Below are 14898 nucleotides of genomic sequence, written 5' to 3'. Positions count from 1 at the left end.
GTAGACGGGCCAGTAAATAGACCGGTAGCAGGTCAGCAACCAGCGCCAGGCTGGGCCTGCCGTTGGCGCAAGAAGTCGACATGCTCCTGCACAAGGTGAACCATGTTGGCCAGTATTGGTGAATCGTTGTCCTTGCTCCAGGCAAAGCGCAGAGGCATATCGCAGGCATCCAGTTCCGGAAGGCGCAGGAAGCATATCCCTGGGACTGGGTTGGCACTGGCCGAGTCGGGTACGATGGCAAGCCCTAGACCGGCAGATACCATGCTGAGAATAGCCGAGTTGTCAGCACCATACTGCACCACCTTGGGCTGAAACCCCAGGTGATGGAAGTGTTCTATCATGCGGTCGTAATAGGAAGGTGAGGCCCAGCGGAAGCCCCATATGAAGTCGGCATTACTGAGCTGAGAAAGGCTGTCAGGAGGGTTGGAGACCCACTCGGAATCCATGGGCATTGCCAGTATCAAGGTGTCTCGATGTACTTCCATGCTGCTGATGCCTGCTTCGTCATCATGATGCAAGTACATCAGTCCTGCTTCCAGGCTGTTATCACGCAGGCGTTCGAGCTGGGGGCCGGAGAGAAGAGGAAATATCTCCAGCGCAATGCCCGGATAGTCACGGCGAAAGTTACGTAGCAGTGTCGTTGCCCAGGATTGCCAAAGATACGTAGGCGTGATGCCGATGCTCAACCGGCCAACGGTGCCACTTCCCAGGGATGCCAGGCGCCCGCGTAGCTCATCGCGCTTGGTGAGTAACTCCTTGGCTTCTTCGACCAGTGCGCGTCCAGCCATGGTCAGTACCATGCCGCGGGCATGACGTTCAAACAGCCGGGTATTCAGGTCCTCCTCAAGTAGCTTGATCTGTCGGGTCAGCGCAGGCTGTGCCACATGTATCCTGCGGCTGGCCGCAGATACCGAACCCGCTTCCACGATAGCGAGGAAGTAACGCAATTGGCGAAATTCCATGGTGGCCATACCAAAATGTTATCGATGGTATCTATTATAAATATTTTTGCTATGTGTTGAACGCCACCATAGTGATAAGACCCTTCTCCCAACTCCAACAACATAATGGGTTAGCCTATGAGCAAGACGTATCACTTCGGTGTGGCGCTGCATTTTCTTGTATGTGTATTGGCCATGATCTGGCCTGGTGCATTAATCGCCAATCGCATCGAACCCTATGTACTCGGTCTGCCGTTCTTCTTCTTCTGGTATGTGTTGTGGATGCTGGTGCTGTTTGCTGGCATGTGGATCGCTTATGTGATTCGGCACGGAGGCCAGCAGAATGACTGATTCCATCCTGGTGACGGGCATCACCCTGGCATATCTGGCTGTTGTGCTATGGGTTGGTGTGCGAGCCAAGAGCAAAGGGCCTTCCAATCTGGAAAACTACGTCGCAAGCGGTCGTCATGTCGGCGTGCTGATTCTGTTCTTCATTCTCGGTGCCGAGATCTTCTCTGCCTTCTCCTTCCTTGGTGCTCCAGGTTGGGCATACAGCAAGGGAGCGCCATCGTTTTACATTCTGGCTTACCTGGGATTGGTGCCGATTACCATCTGGGCCCTGGGACCCAAGGTGGCACGCATTGGTCGTGAGCGTGGCTATCTGACCCAGGGTGACTTGATTGCGGATCATTATCGCAGTCGACCTCTGGGCATCCTGGCAGGCGTCATCGGTGTTCTGGCCATGGTGCCTTACCTGACCGTGCAGATTGCCGGTGCAGGACTGCTGTTCCAGGCTGCGACAAATTCTCTGGTGCCATTCTGGTTGGGGGCATTGCTGGCTTTCGTCGTTGTGGCCATCTATGTATTTACCAGCGGCCTCAATGGCATTGGCTGGACCAACCTGGTACAGGGCGTGATGATGATCGTCGTGGCCTGGGGCCTGGGGTTGGCGATTCCATCCCATGTCTACGGTGGCGTGCAACCGATGTTCGAGCAGATCGCCGCCAAGGCACCGGAATACCTGACCATGCCAGGTGCCAATGGCATGGGCTGGGGAGGCTTCAGTACAGCGATACTGGTCAGTGCCTTTGGTGGTGCCATGTGGCCCCATCTGTTCATGAAGTTCTATTCCGCTGACAGTGGCAGGAGCCTGCGCAAGGTCAGTGTGTTCTACCCACTTTATGCCTATCTACTGGTACCGCTGCTGTTCATTGGCTTTGCAGGCATCCTGACATTCGCCGAGGAACCGTTGGCGAGCCCCGACCGCGTATTGCTGGAAATGGTCATCAACGTATCCGACTTCCCGGCATGGTTGATTGGGCTGATGCTGTCGGGTGCATTGGCTGCTGCCATGTCCACGGGGGCCAATCTTGCGCACACCACTGCCGTTGTGCTGGCTCGTGATGTGTTGGGACAGACAGTGATGCGCAATGCCAGCGATGCAACCTCCGTGAAAACGACCAAGCTCTGTGTGTTGCTCGTTTCCCTGATCGCATATGTCTGTGCGCTGGCCAACCCCACCTCATTGGTGACGTTGTTGCTGGGGGCCTACGGCATGATCGTGCAACTGATGCCCATGGTGCTGGGAGCTCTGTTCTTCCCGACTATGACACGACGGGCGACCTATCTGGGTGCCATCGCTGGCAGCCTGGTATTCCTGCTGTTCCAGTTCGTCCTGCCGACACCTCCATTTGGCTGGCATGCCGGTTTCTGGGGACTGTTGATCAACGTTGCAGTACTGCTGCTGTGCCAAAGCATTTTCGACAGACACTCGTCTCAGGCCAAGGCCGCTTGATCGGGACCACGATAAAGGAGAAATCTTCATGTCTCAGACCATTGCCGAAGACTCGCTGAAGACGCTGCTCGACAAGGCAAGTGAAGCGCAGCATGAAAGGGTTGCTGCTTTGTATCAGGACCTCCATGCTCATCCGGAGTTGCCGTTTCATGAGCACCGGACCAGCACCCAGGTGGCTGATGCCATGGAAGCATTAGGATTGGAGGTTACCCGTGGCGTGGGGGGGACGGGTGTCGTCGCGGTAATAAAGAATGGTGACGGCCCTTGCGTGATGATGCGTAGTGACCTGGACGCCTTGCCGATCAAGGAAGAAACAGGTCTCGAATACGCCAGCACCAGAAAGGAAGAAACGGAGGATGGCCGCCAGGTTCCTGTCATGCATGCCTGCGGCCACGATCTGCATTCGAGCTGCCTGGTCGGGGCGGCAGGAGTCATGATGTCACTGCGTGAGCACTGGCAGGGGACCGCGATATTCATTGCCCAGCCTGCAGAAGAGATTTTTGGTGGTGCCCAGGCAATGTTGGCGGATGGCTTGTATGAGCGCTTCGGGCGACCGGATGTTGTGCTGGGGCAGCACAACATGCCGGCACTGGCCGGTACGGTAGGGCATATTGAAGGCAGTGCCATGGCTGCAGCCTCGACCCTGGCGGTGACCGTGCACGGTGCGGGGGGGCATGGCTCCATGCCTGCCCAGACAGTGGATCCTGTTGTCATCGCGGCTCATATCGTTACCCGCCTGCAGACCATCGTATCGCGGGAAATGCCGCCGACAGAAACCGTCGTGGTGACGGTCGGCAAGCTGCAAGCAGGTACCCAGGGCAACATTATCCCGCACTCGGCAGAGATGGAGATCAACATCCGCACCTTTGATGATGATATTCATGCCAAGGTGGTCGAAGCGATCAAGCGTATCGTGAACGCCGAGTGTGAAGCTGGACGTTCTCCCAGGCCGCCGGAGTTCAAGGTGCTGTCGGAAACCATCTCCCTGTACAACGATCCTGCCAGTACAGCCCGTGTCCGGGCCAGGCATGCAGAGTTGCTGGGAGAGGAAGCGCTGTATGACATGTTCCGCCTGGGGGGGAGTGAAGATTTTCCCTACTATGGCGATGCGGCGGCAGGGGGCTTTGGTGGAGATGATATTCCTTGTGTCTATTGGTTCGTGGGCGCAACGCCGGCTGAGCGCTGGGCACAGACACCTGGCACCAGCGTGAGTGAAAAGATGAGCCAGCTGGAGATGCCGCATTCCCCTTATTATTTTCCAGGCAATCCGGTCACCATGCGTACTGGGGTCAAGGCGCTGGCAGCGGGCGCGCTGGCCTGGTTATCTCGCTAATCGTTCACTCTGGTCGGTAGAAATGGCCTGGTATGAACACGACCGGTCTTGAAAACAACTGGTCTTGAAAACAACCGGTCTTGAAAATAAAGGGCTCCGATTCATTCGGAGCCCTTTGCGTTCATGCCTGGATGGACTTCCTGGGGCAGGGGTGTATTTGATGCCCTGGTTTGATGCAACTGAGGTGATGCATTGAGGCGATGAGCAGGGAGGATTGAGCTGGGACGTTTCAATCCCTGCGCCGTAACCCGGCAAGGAAGATGGTAGTACAACTGCGAGCACGTTGGTCACGGAGTTCGTCGGTCAACTCGGGAAAGCGGCCAGCAAGGCCATCGATCAGCCACTCGCCTGCGACCATGCCAGTGAACATGCCCGCAGCTTCCTTGGGGTTGTCCACTTGCAGGACTCCGGCTGCGTGTTGGGTCCTGAGATACTCGGCCAGTTCCCGACGGGTTCGGTCCGGGCCACGTTCCAGAAACATTTGCCCCAGCTCTGGGGTACGTTCGGCCTCGGCGTTGATGCCGCGAATCAAGCGTATCTGGGGGACGCTGATGACCAGGTCGATCAACCCTTGGGCAAGCTCGAACAGGACCTCTTCAGGCGGCTTCTGGTGAGATTCCTCCAGGCGAGTCCAGACATTGGATGCATGAGCTTCCAGAGCGGCAATGAACAAGCCTTCCTTGTTACCGAACTGTTTGTAGAGCGTGCTGAGGGACCCTCCGGACCGGGCAACGATGTCACTGACACTGGCACCAGCGTAACCTTTCTCCAGAAAAACATCGCGAGCAGCACAGAGCAGCCGTTGGCGGCGCGCTTGGCCTCTTGGGGTCAAGGAATTGGCTGTTGAATGGAGGTCGCTCATGGTCTGGCTCGTGATGATATCGCTGTCAATGACCCTGCATGGCTTCATGGCGCCAGTGCGGCCGATGTGACGAGAGAGAATGGATGTGTAATTCACGGTAGTGTAGCATACATTACACTTTCTTGGATGAATACTCTCCAAGTGCTCCGTGAAGAATGTATGAGTACCCCCGTGGAGACTCTCCCGGTACTCCTCATGAGGATGAAATGATGGCAAGCAAGAAAGCCATGGTGCTGGGCGGTGTGGTTGTCATTGCCATTGCGGCTGGCGTATGGGAAGGCGTTGACTGGTGGCGCCATGGTCGCTTTGTCGAAGAGACCGACAATGCCTATGTGCATACCGACAGTGTAACGGTGCGCTCGGAAATCTCCGCGCGTGTCATGTCAGTGCCTGTGGTCGATAACCAGCAGGTCAAGGCCGGTGAGTTATTGGTACAGCTCGATGACAGCAGTGCACGTAACGAACTGGCTAAGGCAATAGCCGAACGCAGGGCGCAGGAGGCTAAGGTAGTACAGGCTGAGCGGCAGATCGACAGTCATCAGGCGACGATTGTACAGGCTCGGGCTGAAGTGACGGCAGGTGAAGCCCAAGTCGCCCAGGCGCAGTTCCATCTGGAGCGTTCTCGTTCCCTGGAATCACGTCAGTATGCCTCACAGCAGCAGCGCCAGGATGATGAAGCCACTTTGCGTGTTTCGCAGGCTAATCTGGCGGCCAGTCAGGCGGCACTGGTCAGTGCCCAACGACAGCTTGATGTGGCGCAAGCGGATGTGGACGCAGCAAATGCCAACCTGGTGTCCGCTCAGGCGGCAGAGGAGATTGCCCGTCACCACCTCAGCAAGACACAGCTTGTTGCGCCACGCGCAGGTGTGGTCGGGGCCATTGATGTGAAGGAAGGCGACGTGGCTCAGCCATCGCTCACACTGATGCATCTGGTGCCGGTGGAATCTGCATATGTGATAGCCAATTACAAGGAAACCCAGACTGAGCGTATGCGTATCGGTCAATTGGTCAAGGTGCATGTGGACGCCTATCCCGATGTTGAATACGAAGGGAGGGTCGACAGCATTGCACCCGCAACGGGAGCGCAATTCAGCCTGTTGCCGCAGGATAATGCCACGGGCAATTTCAACAAGATTGTGCAGCGTGTCCCGGTCAAGATTCGTCTGACAGGTCCTGAGGAAGCCTTGGGAGCCTTGCGTGCCGGTCTTTCTGTCGAGCCAGAAGTCGATACGCATGATCTTTCTGGGGACCCTCTGGCGGCGCATGCCGGTATCGCTGGAGACACTGATGCATCCCCCAGACACACAGCATCCGTGGACATGAAGGTAGGCACTGAGCAATGAGCGAGGTGAGCCAGGAAGGCGTCATGCCGCCACAGGGCAACATGGAGGAACAGACATTTCCTCCCTTGCGGCAACGTATTGGCTTTATTGCCGCGGTATTCGGGATGTTCATGGCCATCCTGGATATTCAGATCGTGGCCAGCTCACTCAATGAAATTCAGGCCGGGGTTGCCGCCAGTGCCGAAGAGATTTCATGGGTGCAGACATCCTACCTGATTGCGGAAATCGTCATGATTCCGCTGTCGGGAATGCTGACTCGGATATTCTCGACGCGTACGGCATTTGTCATTTCGAGTACAGGTTTCACTCTGGCCAGCCTGGGGTGTGCGATGGCCACCTCGCTTGAACAGCTGGTCATTTTGAGGGCTATTCAGGGATTCATGGGCGGGGCCATGATCCCCATTACGCATGCCATCAGCTTTTCCATCTTTCCGCGTCGCTCCATGGGGGCTGTGCAGGCGGTGATAGGCATGGTGGTGACCATGGCGCCATCCATCGGCCCTACGGTGGGCGGCTACATCACCGAGATGCTGAGCTGGCATTGGCTTTTCCTGGCCAATGTCGTGCCAGGCATCTTCGTGACCTGGGCAGTATGGAACTTCCTTGATATCGACAAGGGAGATCTACGTGTTGCCAGGCGTCTGGATATCTTGGGGCTGGCCCTGATGGCGGTGTTTCTCGGTACCCTGGAATATGTGCTGGAAGAAGGGCCGGGCGATGACTGGTTTGATGATGACTTGATTTTGGGGCTGGCCCTGCTGTGCGCGGTATCTGCTGTAGGCTTTTTCTGGCGCACCCTGAGGCATGATCATCCTATCGTGGATTTGCGTGTCTTTACTGATCGCAACTTCTCTCTGGGGGCTTTGCAGGGGTTTGTGCTCGGCATCGCCTTGTACGGGTTGGTCTACCTGATGCCGCAGTTCTTCGGCTATGTGCGAGGCTTCTCAAGCTTGCAGATTGGTCAGGTGATGTTCGTTACGGGCGTGACCATGTTCTTTACCGCCCCTGTTGCCGGGCGCCTGACCAATGTCGTCGACCTGCGCCTGTTGATGTTCATTGGCTTTGTTCTAGTCGGTATTGGTTCGGCACTGAATGCTCAATTGACCTCCCAGTCGGGTTTCGATGAATTTTTTCTGCCTCAGATGATTCGTGGCGTGGGGCTGATTTTCTGCTTGATTCCGGCGTCACGCATTGCGCTGGGAACCTTGCCACGGGAAGAAGTGGGCAATGCCAGCGGTCTGTTCAATGTGATGCGCAATCTTGGCGGCGCCCTGGGCTTGGCATTGATGGATACCATTCGGGACTGGCGCCAGGATTATCATTGGAACCAGTTGCTCCCGGCCATCAACCAGGGGCGGGAAGTGGTGCTGGAACGACTGAGCGGCTACGAGTCCATGTTGACGGGACATGTGGCTGATCCGCAACAGAGCGCCTTGGTCATGCTGTCCCAGACCGTTGCCCGGGAAGCCATGGTGTTATCCTTCAATGATATCTTTCTGTGGCTGGGTCTGCTCTATCTGGTCTGCGCACCGATGGTGCTGCTGGTCAAGAAGATCGAAGCCTGAGCAAGAGCGACAAGAGCTAGGATTTGACGACATACACACCAAGAGACGCAAAGCTGACAAAAGCCAGGAAGGCAGCCAGTCCCAGGCGTCCCCAGGGGATGTGGCTGCCACCAAGATGCATGACATGCGGATCTCTCGGTGAAACCCGTACTGTGATGGTTTCCCCGACGGGATAAGCGGAAAGATAGGATTCGGCAGCTTCGTGGCTGGTGAAAGAGGGAACGCCATCAAAGCCTGAGTTGTCGGATGTGACAGTGACGCCTTCCACCGTGGCGGATAGCGCAACATAAGCCAGGTAGCGCTTCGTCTGTTGATCCCTTTCACGCTGGTGTTGCTGGGCCTGGGCCAAACGTACCTCGCTGTGGGTGACGGTAGCCTCATGTGTGGGCCAGTCGCTCAGGTTCCGGACTTTCCAGGCACCTGCTGCAGCGAGGATGGCACCGGCCAGAGCGGCGATGGAAACGATCAACAGAGGGTGAGGCATGATAAAACCCTTGAGGAAACTGAGATGTCGATGATGGCTTCCCTGCAGCGCTGGATCAATGATGTCACCCAGACAGATGTGCAGAGACAAGCACCAGATGTAGCATTGGCAACCGCTGTGCTGCTTTGCGAGGTGGTGCGTGCCGACTATCAATTGGATGATGCCGAGATCGCCTTGATGCGCAAGCAACTGCGTGAACGTTTTGACTTCGATGATAGTGCTCTGGATGAGCTGATGACGCTGGCACGCCAGGAAGCGGAAAGTGCCGTGGATCATCACCGTTTTGTGCGTGAGTTGCGCGATCGTTGCAGTTATGACGACCGAGTGGCCCTGGTTCAGCAGATGTGGGCATTGGCCTATGCCGACGGTGAAAAGGATGCGCTGGAGGAACATCGCATTCGGTCCCTGGCCGAGCTGTTGCATGTCAGCCACTCGGACTTCGTACGCACCCGAATCCTGGAGCAACACCGTGTCGGGCCATGACAGCCATCGCATGGGGCGCCATGACTACCACTGATGGATCTATTCAGCCAGTCTCGATTGGGTATAGGATAATGAACTGATTATCAGGTTGATGACCTTCATATTTTCTATTGTATGACTGCTGCTGCAGTCATCTCATCTGGGAGGGGCGAGATGTCGCGTCAAGTCGTGGTAGTGGGCGCTGGGATGGTCGGAGTTTCTGTGGCCTGGCACCTCAGGCAGCGAAACCACAAGGTGACCCTGGTCGATCGCCGCGAACCTGGACGTGAAACATCCTATGGCAATGCCGGTATCATCCAGCGTGAAGCCGTGAGGCCTTATCCCTTTCCTCGGGACCTCTCCAAGCTGATGCGAGTCATGCCCAACCGCCAGGTGGATATTCGTTACCGCACTTCGGCGATGTTGGCCAATGCCGGGCCGCTATTCAAGTACTGGCAAAACTCGGCACCTTCCCGATATGACCGCATTGTGCCGGAATATGCCGCGATTATTGGTGAGTGCCTGAAGGCCCATGGCCCGATGATTGAGGCTGCCGGTGCCGACCACCTGGTGCGCAGAGAAGGGTGGTTCGAGGTTTACCGTACCGAGGAGGCTCTGGCTGAGCGCTTGCAGACGGCTCAGGAAAATGCCGAGCGATTTGGTGTGCGTTTCCAGTCATTGTCGGCGTCCGACCTGGCACGTGAAGAGCCGCACCTGTCGCGTGATCTGGCAGGAGGTATTCATTGGCAGGACCCCTGGACCGTGGCCAGTCCCGGTGACCTGGTGGCAGCCTACGCCAAGGCCTATGAAGATGCAGGCGGTCAGATTCTGCGGGCTGACGTGCAGCATGTGCAAAAGGAAGCTGAGGGTTGGTGTATCAAGACTTCCTCCGGAGATCTTCATGCTGACACTCTGATAATGGCTCTGGGCCCCTGGAGCCAGGACTGGATGAAGGACCTGGGGCTTTCCATTCCACTGTTCGTCAAGCGTGGCTATCACATGCACTATCGCCATCCTGAGGACAAGCGGCTGGGGCATTGGGTCATGGATGCGGAAGTCGGCTATCTTCTGGCGCCCATGCGTGATGGCATTCGCTTGACCACGGGAGCTGAACTGGAACACCTGGATGCTCCGCCTCACCCTGAACAACTGGCTGCCGCCGAGCGCAAGGCTCGCAGTTTGTTTCCGTTGGGGGAGCGGCTGGAGCCGCAGCCGTGGAAGGGGGCTCGTCCGTGTACACCAGACATGAAGCCAGTGATTGGTCCAGTACCGGCACAGAAGGGGTTATGGCTTGCTTGTGGGCATGGCCACCAGGGCTTCACTCTGGGGCCTGCTACCGGCAAGCTGCTTACGCAGATGATCGAAGGTGAAGCGACAGATATCGATATGGCGCCATATCGGGTGGATCGCTTCTAAATCGATGATGTCTTGTGCGTGACTAGCCCACTATTCATGACTCGGTGGGCTTGTCTGGCGTGCCATTGCTGCGGCGCTCAGCAATGGCACGAATGGCGAGTTTCATCAACAGGGTGACGACGAAAACCAACCAGCTGGCAGTCGCCAGCACGTTGAACAGCAGCATTTTCTGTGCCCCGCTCATCGGTGTAATCAAGTGATCGATGGCAATGGCAAACAAGAATGCCAGGGTCAGAGGCAGGGCAAGAATATGCATCCACATTTCTGTACGACGCTTGCGCACGTGATAGCGGCTAAGTAATACGCGAATAGGGCGGTGAACGAAACTGATGAAGATCATGCTGGCAAGTCCCAGCAATGTCGCCATCGCTGGCTCCGGGCTGTCGATATACAATGAGATGCTGATCGACCAGTACAACGCGAGCCACATCAATCCGGCCAGGCTGGCGACGAGATCGGCATAATGACGTACCTTAGGCATGAATTCCCCGCATGAAACGATAAGCGCCCCGATAATACGCGAAAATAGTCTTGGAGGGATCACTATCCTGTCCAACGGATCATTTTGTATTGGGGCATACGGTATACTGCGATGGCATGAATCTCTTCATGCATGCCGAGTGCTGCTGATTTAATGCTGTTGGCAGCATTTCTGCAGTGTCTCTCCCCAAGGCCCTCCGTGGGCTGCAACCCAGACAACAGGACTGCTCGTGACTGCGATTTCCTTGACCCGGCCCGATGACTGGCACCTCCACCTGCGGGATGGCTTTGCTCTTCAGGCGGTGGCCGCCGATACGGCCCGCCAGATGGGCCGCGCCATCGTAATGCCGAACCTCAAGCCCCCGGTGACGAATCTTGAGCAGGCGTTGTCCTATCGTGAGAGGATTCTGGCTGCATTGCCGCAAGGCACGCATTTCGAGCCACTGATGACGTTGTATCTGACGGATCGGACGACCGTCGAGGATATCGAGACAGCATGGGCCAGTGGCAAGGTTCAGGCAGTCAAGCTGTATCCTGCGGGCGCCACGACCAACTCCGACTCAGGCGTCACCGATCTCCGCCACTGCGACGCCGCTATCGCTGCCATGGCTCGGCTTGGTATGCCGCTGCTGGTTCATGGTGAAGTCACTGACGCCGATATCGATATCTTCGATCGTGAAGCGGTGTTCATCGAGAAAGTCATGAAACCTCTGCTGTCACGTCACCCTTCGCTGAAAGTGGTGTTCGAGCATATCACTACAGCGGACGCGGCGCGTTTCGTCAGCGAAGCGCCAGGCAATATAGGCGCAACCATCACTGCCCATCATTTGCTCTATAACCGCAATCACATGTTGGTCGGAGGCATCCGTCCACATTACTACTGTCTGCCGATTCTCAAGCGCGAGCGTCATCGGGAGGCACTGGTTGAGGCCGCTGTTTCTGGTAACCCAAGTTTCTTCCTGGGTACCGATAGTGCACCTCATGCTCGTAATGACAAAGAGAGCAGTTGTGGCTGTGCTGGTGCCTATACGGCGTTTGCGGCCATCGAACTGTATGCCACGGCCTTCGAACAGGCGGGCGCATTGGATAAGCTGGAAGGGTTTGCCAGCCATCATGGGCCGGATTTCTACGGTCTGCCGCGCAATGCCGATACCATCACACTGGAAAAGGTCGAGTGGCAAGTGCCTGCGGAACTGCCGTTCGGAGAAGGGAATACCCTGGTTCCGTTGTGTGCTGGGGAGAAGCTTTCCTGGCGTATGCGTGATGCCTGATCTGCTCGATGGCGTGCTCAGAGATTCCCTGGAATCTTTCTGAAATGTTGCTTTTCTGAAATGCTACCAGCCTCGCTGTGCCGCCGTCACGGCGAGGCTGGAGAGTGATTTACCGAGCGGCTGATGCGCAGTTGATCACCGGGTTGGCGTACTGACGCAGCCACCAGTGATGCAACGCCTCGGGAACTGCTGCCAGGCGCTCATTGAAGCGGGTGCGGTCGGCTTCCGTGACTTCCTTCATGTCGAGCAGCTCCGGGTGTTCCCCCAGGGTCTCAAGCGCCAGATAGTGGCTGGGGAATAGGTGGTAATCACCGAGCACCTGGCGGTCGATCTCGGCAGCAGCGGCTTCTGGCGTGTCAAAGCTTGCATCAAGCGGTGTGCCAAAGCGTAGATGGACACGCCCCTTGTAGCCGGTAATTCCGGCGACAATGGAGCTTATATCCTCGAACTCGCTTTTCTTGTAACCGCCTTCTTCGCTGGTGGCCTTCAGCTCACGGGCTTTCTGCACATCGCAGGGATCGTACTCATAGCTGATCGATACCGGCACCAGACGCAGTTCTTCTATGGCGGCTCCGAGGCCAGCATCACGATTGTGCATGCGATGTGCCATGGTCATCATCTTGATGATGGCTGGGTCGGTGCGATCGATGCCGTCCTTGGCGCGTCCTTCGCGCTGAGCCATCCAGATGGAGTGGTTGTCGCTGCATATGGAGTGGCGAATATATCCGGACAGCTGTTGATAGGCGGCCAGCATTGCCCGTTTTCCTCGCACACTGCGTGGCACGATGAAGCTCTTGTTGAGGCGCATCAGATCAGTGACATAGGGCTTCTTGAGCAGATTGTCACCAATGGCGATGCGCACCGTGTCACGTCCGGCCAGGTAGAGCGCGTAGTTGACGAAGGCAGGATCCAGAGAAATGTCGCGGTGATTGCCAATGAACAGGTAGCCTGTCTCGGGGTCCAGGTTTTCTACGCCATCGACACGAAAATCGTCGGCAGAGTCGCGCAGCATGCGCTGCATGTAGCTGGCAATACGATTCTGGAAGTCGCGGATGGTGTCGACTCCCTTGACTTCACGCTTGATCACCCAGCTGGCCAGGGTGCGCGACAGCCTCGGCATGAGCCGGGTAAGTCTTGGCAGCCGATAGCGGGTCAGTGCATCAAGCAATTCTGGATCTTCGCTGAGGCGGGCCAGAGTGGCTGCCACCTCATGGTCCTGGTAGGGCCGAATATCGTGCCAGGGATCCAAGGTTGCGTCAGAAGTTGCAGTCATGAGGTGGTGGTCGCAAGATCAGGGGAAACAACGGAAGAGGGGCTCTGGGCTTCACCGCCAAGCCAGTCGAGCAGACGATCCACTGCATCACCCAGAGCCTGGGTCATCAGCAGGAAATCCGTTTCCAGACGGACTAGAGCATCGTCTCCATCCTCGCTCTGGTTGGCTTCTTCGACCAACGCATCGTCGAAAGACAGTGATTTCACGGCCAGGTCGTCGTGGAGCACGAAGCGCAGGCGGCCTTCGAGCCCCAGGGCCAGTTTGCTGGCCTGGCGGTCATGCTCCAACAGACGCTGGATGTCATCGCTGTCGAGGTCCACTTGCTTGGCCCGCAGCACGCCATCATCACCCTTGGCCTTGAGCTCGACCTGGTCTCCCATCACCATGTCCGAAGGGCGAGATCCCGGGTCAGTCAGCCAGGTAGTCATGGCGCGGATAGGCAGGGTCTGAGCCGCCAGGGGAGTCACCTTGAGGCTGCCGAGGGTTTCGCGCAACAAGTCGAGGAGCTCTTCTGCACGTTTGCGGCTTGAAGTATTGACGGCGATCAACCCGCGCCGGGTATCCCACCAGAGGTCTGTCTTCTGGCTGCGCACGAAGGCGCGGGGCAGCAATTCCTCGTAGACCTGCTCCTTGATGTCCTGTTTCTCCTGACGACGGAGCTTGCGGCCTTCCTGGGTCTCGATGGCTTCGGTGCGTTCTTCGACTTCTTCTTTTACCACCGATGCCGGCAAGATGCGCTCCTGACGCAGAGCCGTCATCAGACGTTGTCCTTGCAGTTCGTGCAGATACTGTACGCCTGCGCGACCTGCCGGAGTTGTCCAACCGATACGGCGTGCTTCGGCACTTCCCAGTGGGCGAAAAGCTTGTTCAGACAGGACGGTTTCCAGCTGTCCAGCGTCGATGGACGGTCCGTCATGCAGGCGGTAAAGGTGCAAGTGCTTGAACCACATGAAGCAAATCCCAGGGTCAAAAAGGACGCACATTATGTCTAATGGCTGCTTCGGGTGCTAGTTGGACATTCAGGGAATACGTCCGAAGCAACGCATCTATCGCTGATGGGCCTTTGAGGCTGTTATGTTAGATTTGATCTCGTTATATCGTTTCTGCATAGCTATTTCTGTTTCTGCGCAGTTCTCTGCGTAGTGTTCCGAGTCGTTGCTGCGGTTCGGTTGCTTTTCTGTACAAGGGAATGTTCATGAACACCACAAGCATTGAGCTTCGCGTGAGAGGCTTCCATCTCGATGGCTATGGTCATGTCAATCACGCGCGCTATCTCGAATTCCTCGAAGAAGGGCGCTGGGATTACTTTGATCGTCATGCGGGCCTGATGGGCGTTCTATCGCGTGGTGATGTGGCTTTCGTCGTGGTCAATCTCAACATCGATTACCGTACGGCAGCGGTTGCCGGTGATGACCTTGAAGTTCGCACGCATCTTGCGGACCTAGGCTCACGTAGTGCGCGGATGTCTCAGCAGATCACTCGCAAGCATGATGGAGCCATGGTGGCCCGGGCAGTATTGACCTTTGTGCTGCTCGATGTGGCCAACAACAAGGCGGCGAGCATAGAAGGCGAGCTGCGTGAGGCGCTGGAACCCTTGCTGGTTTCCTGACGTGTGTTAAACGCTGCGCGGGTAGGCCCTTAAGTGATATGCTAGTGCGCTGTATTTGTGCGCT

At 56.7% G+C, this 14898-nt stretch carries 15 protein-coding genes; 9 read left to right on the top strand and 6 right to left on the bottom strand.

The window, feature by feature from the left end; translation table 11 throughout:
* Positions 1-32 precede the first annotated feature (32 nt).
* The gene (locus tag E4T21_RS11090; RefSeq protein ID WP_149285041.1) at positions 33-962 is read right to left on the bottom strand and encodes a LysR family transcriptional regulator; all 930 of its coding nucleotides are present in this window, start codon (positions 960-962) and stop codon (positions 33-35) included.
* A 117-nt stretch (positions 963-1079) separates the two neighbouring features.
* Here E4T21_RS11090 and E4T21_RS11085 point away from each other — a divergent pair, with 117 nt between their 5' ends.
* Genes E4T21_RS11085 through E4T21_RS11075 form a run of 3 tightly spaced genes read left to right on the top strand, consistent with a single transcriptional unit; the run spans position 1080 to position 4069 of the window.
* A complete protein-coding gene (locus E4T21_RS11085; RefSeq protein WP_149285040.1) occupies positions 1080-1292 on the top strand; it encodes a DUF3311 domain-containing protein in 213 nt (70 codons plus the stop codon).
* Entirely contained in the window at positions 1285-2736 is a 1452-nt protein-coding gene (locus E4T21_RS11080; protein WP_149285039.1) for a sodium:solute symporter family protein, read from the top strand. The genes E4T21_RS11085 and E4T21_RS11080 overlap by 8 nt, the downstream gene beginning before the upstream one ends.
* A 28-nt stretch (positions 2737-2764) precedes the next feature.
* The gene (locus E4T21_RS11075; RefSeq protein ID WP_149285038.1) at positions 2765-4069 is read left to right on the top strand and encodes an amidohydrolase; all 1305 of its coding nucleotides are present in this window, start codon (positions 2765-2767) and stop codon (positions 4067-4069) included.
* A 229-nt stretch (positions 4070-4298) separates the two neighbouring features.
* On the opposite strand, the gene E4T21_RS11070 is transcribed toward E4T21_RS11075, so the two are convergent.
* Positions 4299-4931 (bottom strand): TetR/AcrR family transcriptional regulator, encoded by a 633-nt coding sequence (locus tag E4T21_RS11070; protein WP_149285037.1) that lies wholly within the window; start codon positions 4929-4931, stop codon positions 4299-4301.
* Between the two features lie 209 nt (positions 4932-5140).
* Between E4T21_RS11070 and E4T21_RS11065 the strand changes: the two genes are divergently transcribed.
* Both E4T21_RS11065 and E4T21_RS11060 read left to right on the top strand, forming a co-directional pair.
* Complete coding sequence (locus E4T21_RS11065) at positions 5141-6274, top strand: HlyD family secretion protein (protein ID WP_240349104.1); 1134 nt, start codon at positions 5141-5143, stop codon at positions 6272-6274.
* The gene (locus tag E4T21_RS11060; RefSeq protein WP_240349103.1) at positions 6271-7839 is read left to right on the top strand and encodes a DHA2 family efflux MFS transporter permease subunit; all 1569 of its coding nucleotides are present in this window, start codon (positions 6271-6273) and stop codon (positions 7837-7839) included. Before E4T21_RS11065 ends, E4T21_RS11060 begins: the two co-directional genes overlap by 4 nt.
* A gap of 16 nt (positions 7840-7855) precedes the next feature.
* On the opposite strand, the gene E4T21_RS11055 is transcribed toward E4T21_RS11060, so the two are convergent.
* Positions 7856-8323 (bottom strand): DUF3592 domain-containing protein, encoded by a 468-nt coding sequence (locus E4T21_RS11055; protein WP_149285035.1) that lies wholly within the window; start codon positions 8321-8323, stop codon positions 7856-7858.
* 24 nt (positions 8324-8347) lie between these two features.
* Here E4T21_RS11055 and E4T21_RS11050 point away from each other — a divergent pair, with 24 nt between their 5' ends.
* Positions 8348-8806, top strand: a complete 459-nt coding sequence (locus tag E4T21_RS11050) for a tellurite resistance TerB family protein (RefSeq protein ID WP_240349102.1) — start codon at positions 8348-8350, stop codon at positions 8804-8806.
* A gap of 153 nt (positions 8807-8959) precedes the next feature.
* Positions 8960-10201 (top strand): NAD(P)/FAD-dependent oxidoreductase, encoded by a 1242-nt coding sequence (locus E4T21_RS11045; protein WP_149285034.1) that lies wholly within the window; start codon positions 8960-8962, stop codon positions 10199-10201.
* Positions 10202-10235: 34 nt separating this feature from the next.
* Here the strand turns inward: E4T21_RS11045 and E4T21_RS11040 are convergent, their stop codons facing one another.
* Positions 10236-10682: a hypothetical protein gene (locus E4T21_RS11040; protein ID WP_149285033.1), complete on the bottom strand. Its 447-nt coding sequence runs from the start codon at positions 10680-10682 to the stop codon at positions 10236-10238.
* A 229-nt stretch (positions 10683-10911) separates the two neighbouring features.
* Here E4T21_RS11040 and pyrC point away from each other — a divergent pair, with 229 nt between their 5' ends.
* On the top strand, positions 10912-11952 hold the full coding sequence (gene pyrC, locus E4T21_RS11035; RefSeq protein WP_149285032.1) for a dihydroorotase: 1041 nt from the start codon (positions 10912-10914) through the stop codon (positions 11950-11952).
* A 109-nt stretch (positions 11953-12061) separates the two neighbouring features.
* On the opposite strand, the gene E4T21_RS11030 is transcribed toward pyrC, so the two are convergent.
* Both E4T21_RS11030 and E4T21_RS11025 read right to left on the bottom strand, forming a co-directional pair.
* Positions 12062-13225 (bottom strand): 1-acyl-sn-glycerol-3-phosphate acyltransferase, encoded by a 1164-nt coding sequence (locus E4T21_RS11030; RefSeq protein WP_149285031.1) that lies wholly within the window; start codon positions 13223-13225, stop codon positions 12062-12064.
* On the bottom strand, positions 13222-14175 hold the full coding sequence (locus tag E4T21_RS11025; protein ID WP_149285030.1) for a recombination-associated protein RdgC: 954 nt from the start codon (positions 14173-14175) through the stop codon (positions 13222-13224). The genes E4T21_RS11030 and E4T21_RS11025 overlap by 4 nt, the downstream gene beginning before the upstream one ends.
* A gap of 239 nt (positions 14176-14414) precedes the next feature.
* Here E4T21_RS11025 and E4T21_RS11020 point away from each other — a divergent pair, with 239 nt between their 5' ends.
* Entirely contained in the window at positions 14415-14834 is a 420-nt protein-coding gene (locus E4T21_RS11020; RefSeq protein ID WP_149285029.1) for an acyl-CoA thioesterase, read from the top strand.
* Positions 14835-14898: the final 64 nt, after the last annotated feature.

The sequence above is a fragment of the Halomonas binhaiensis genome, from assembly GCF_008329985.2.
Lineage (GTDB): Bacteria > Pseudomonadota > Gammaproteobacteria > Pseudomonadales > Halomonadaceae > Halomonas > Halomonas binhaiensis.
This window is presented reverse-complemented; position numbering and strand designations above follow the sequence as displayed.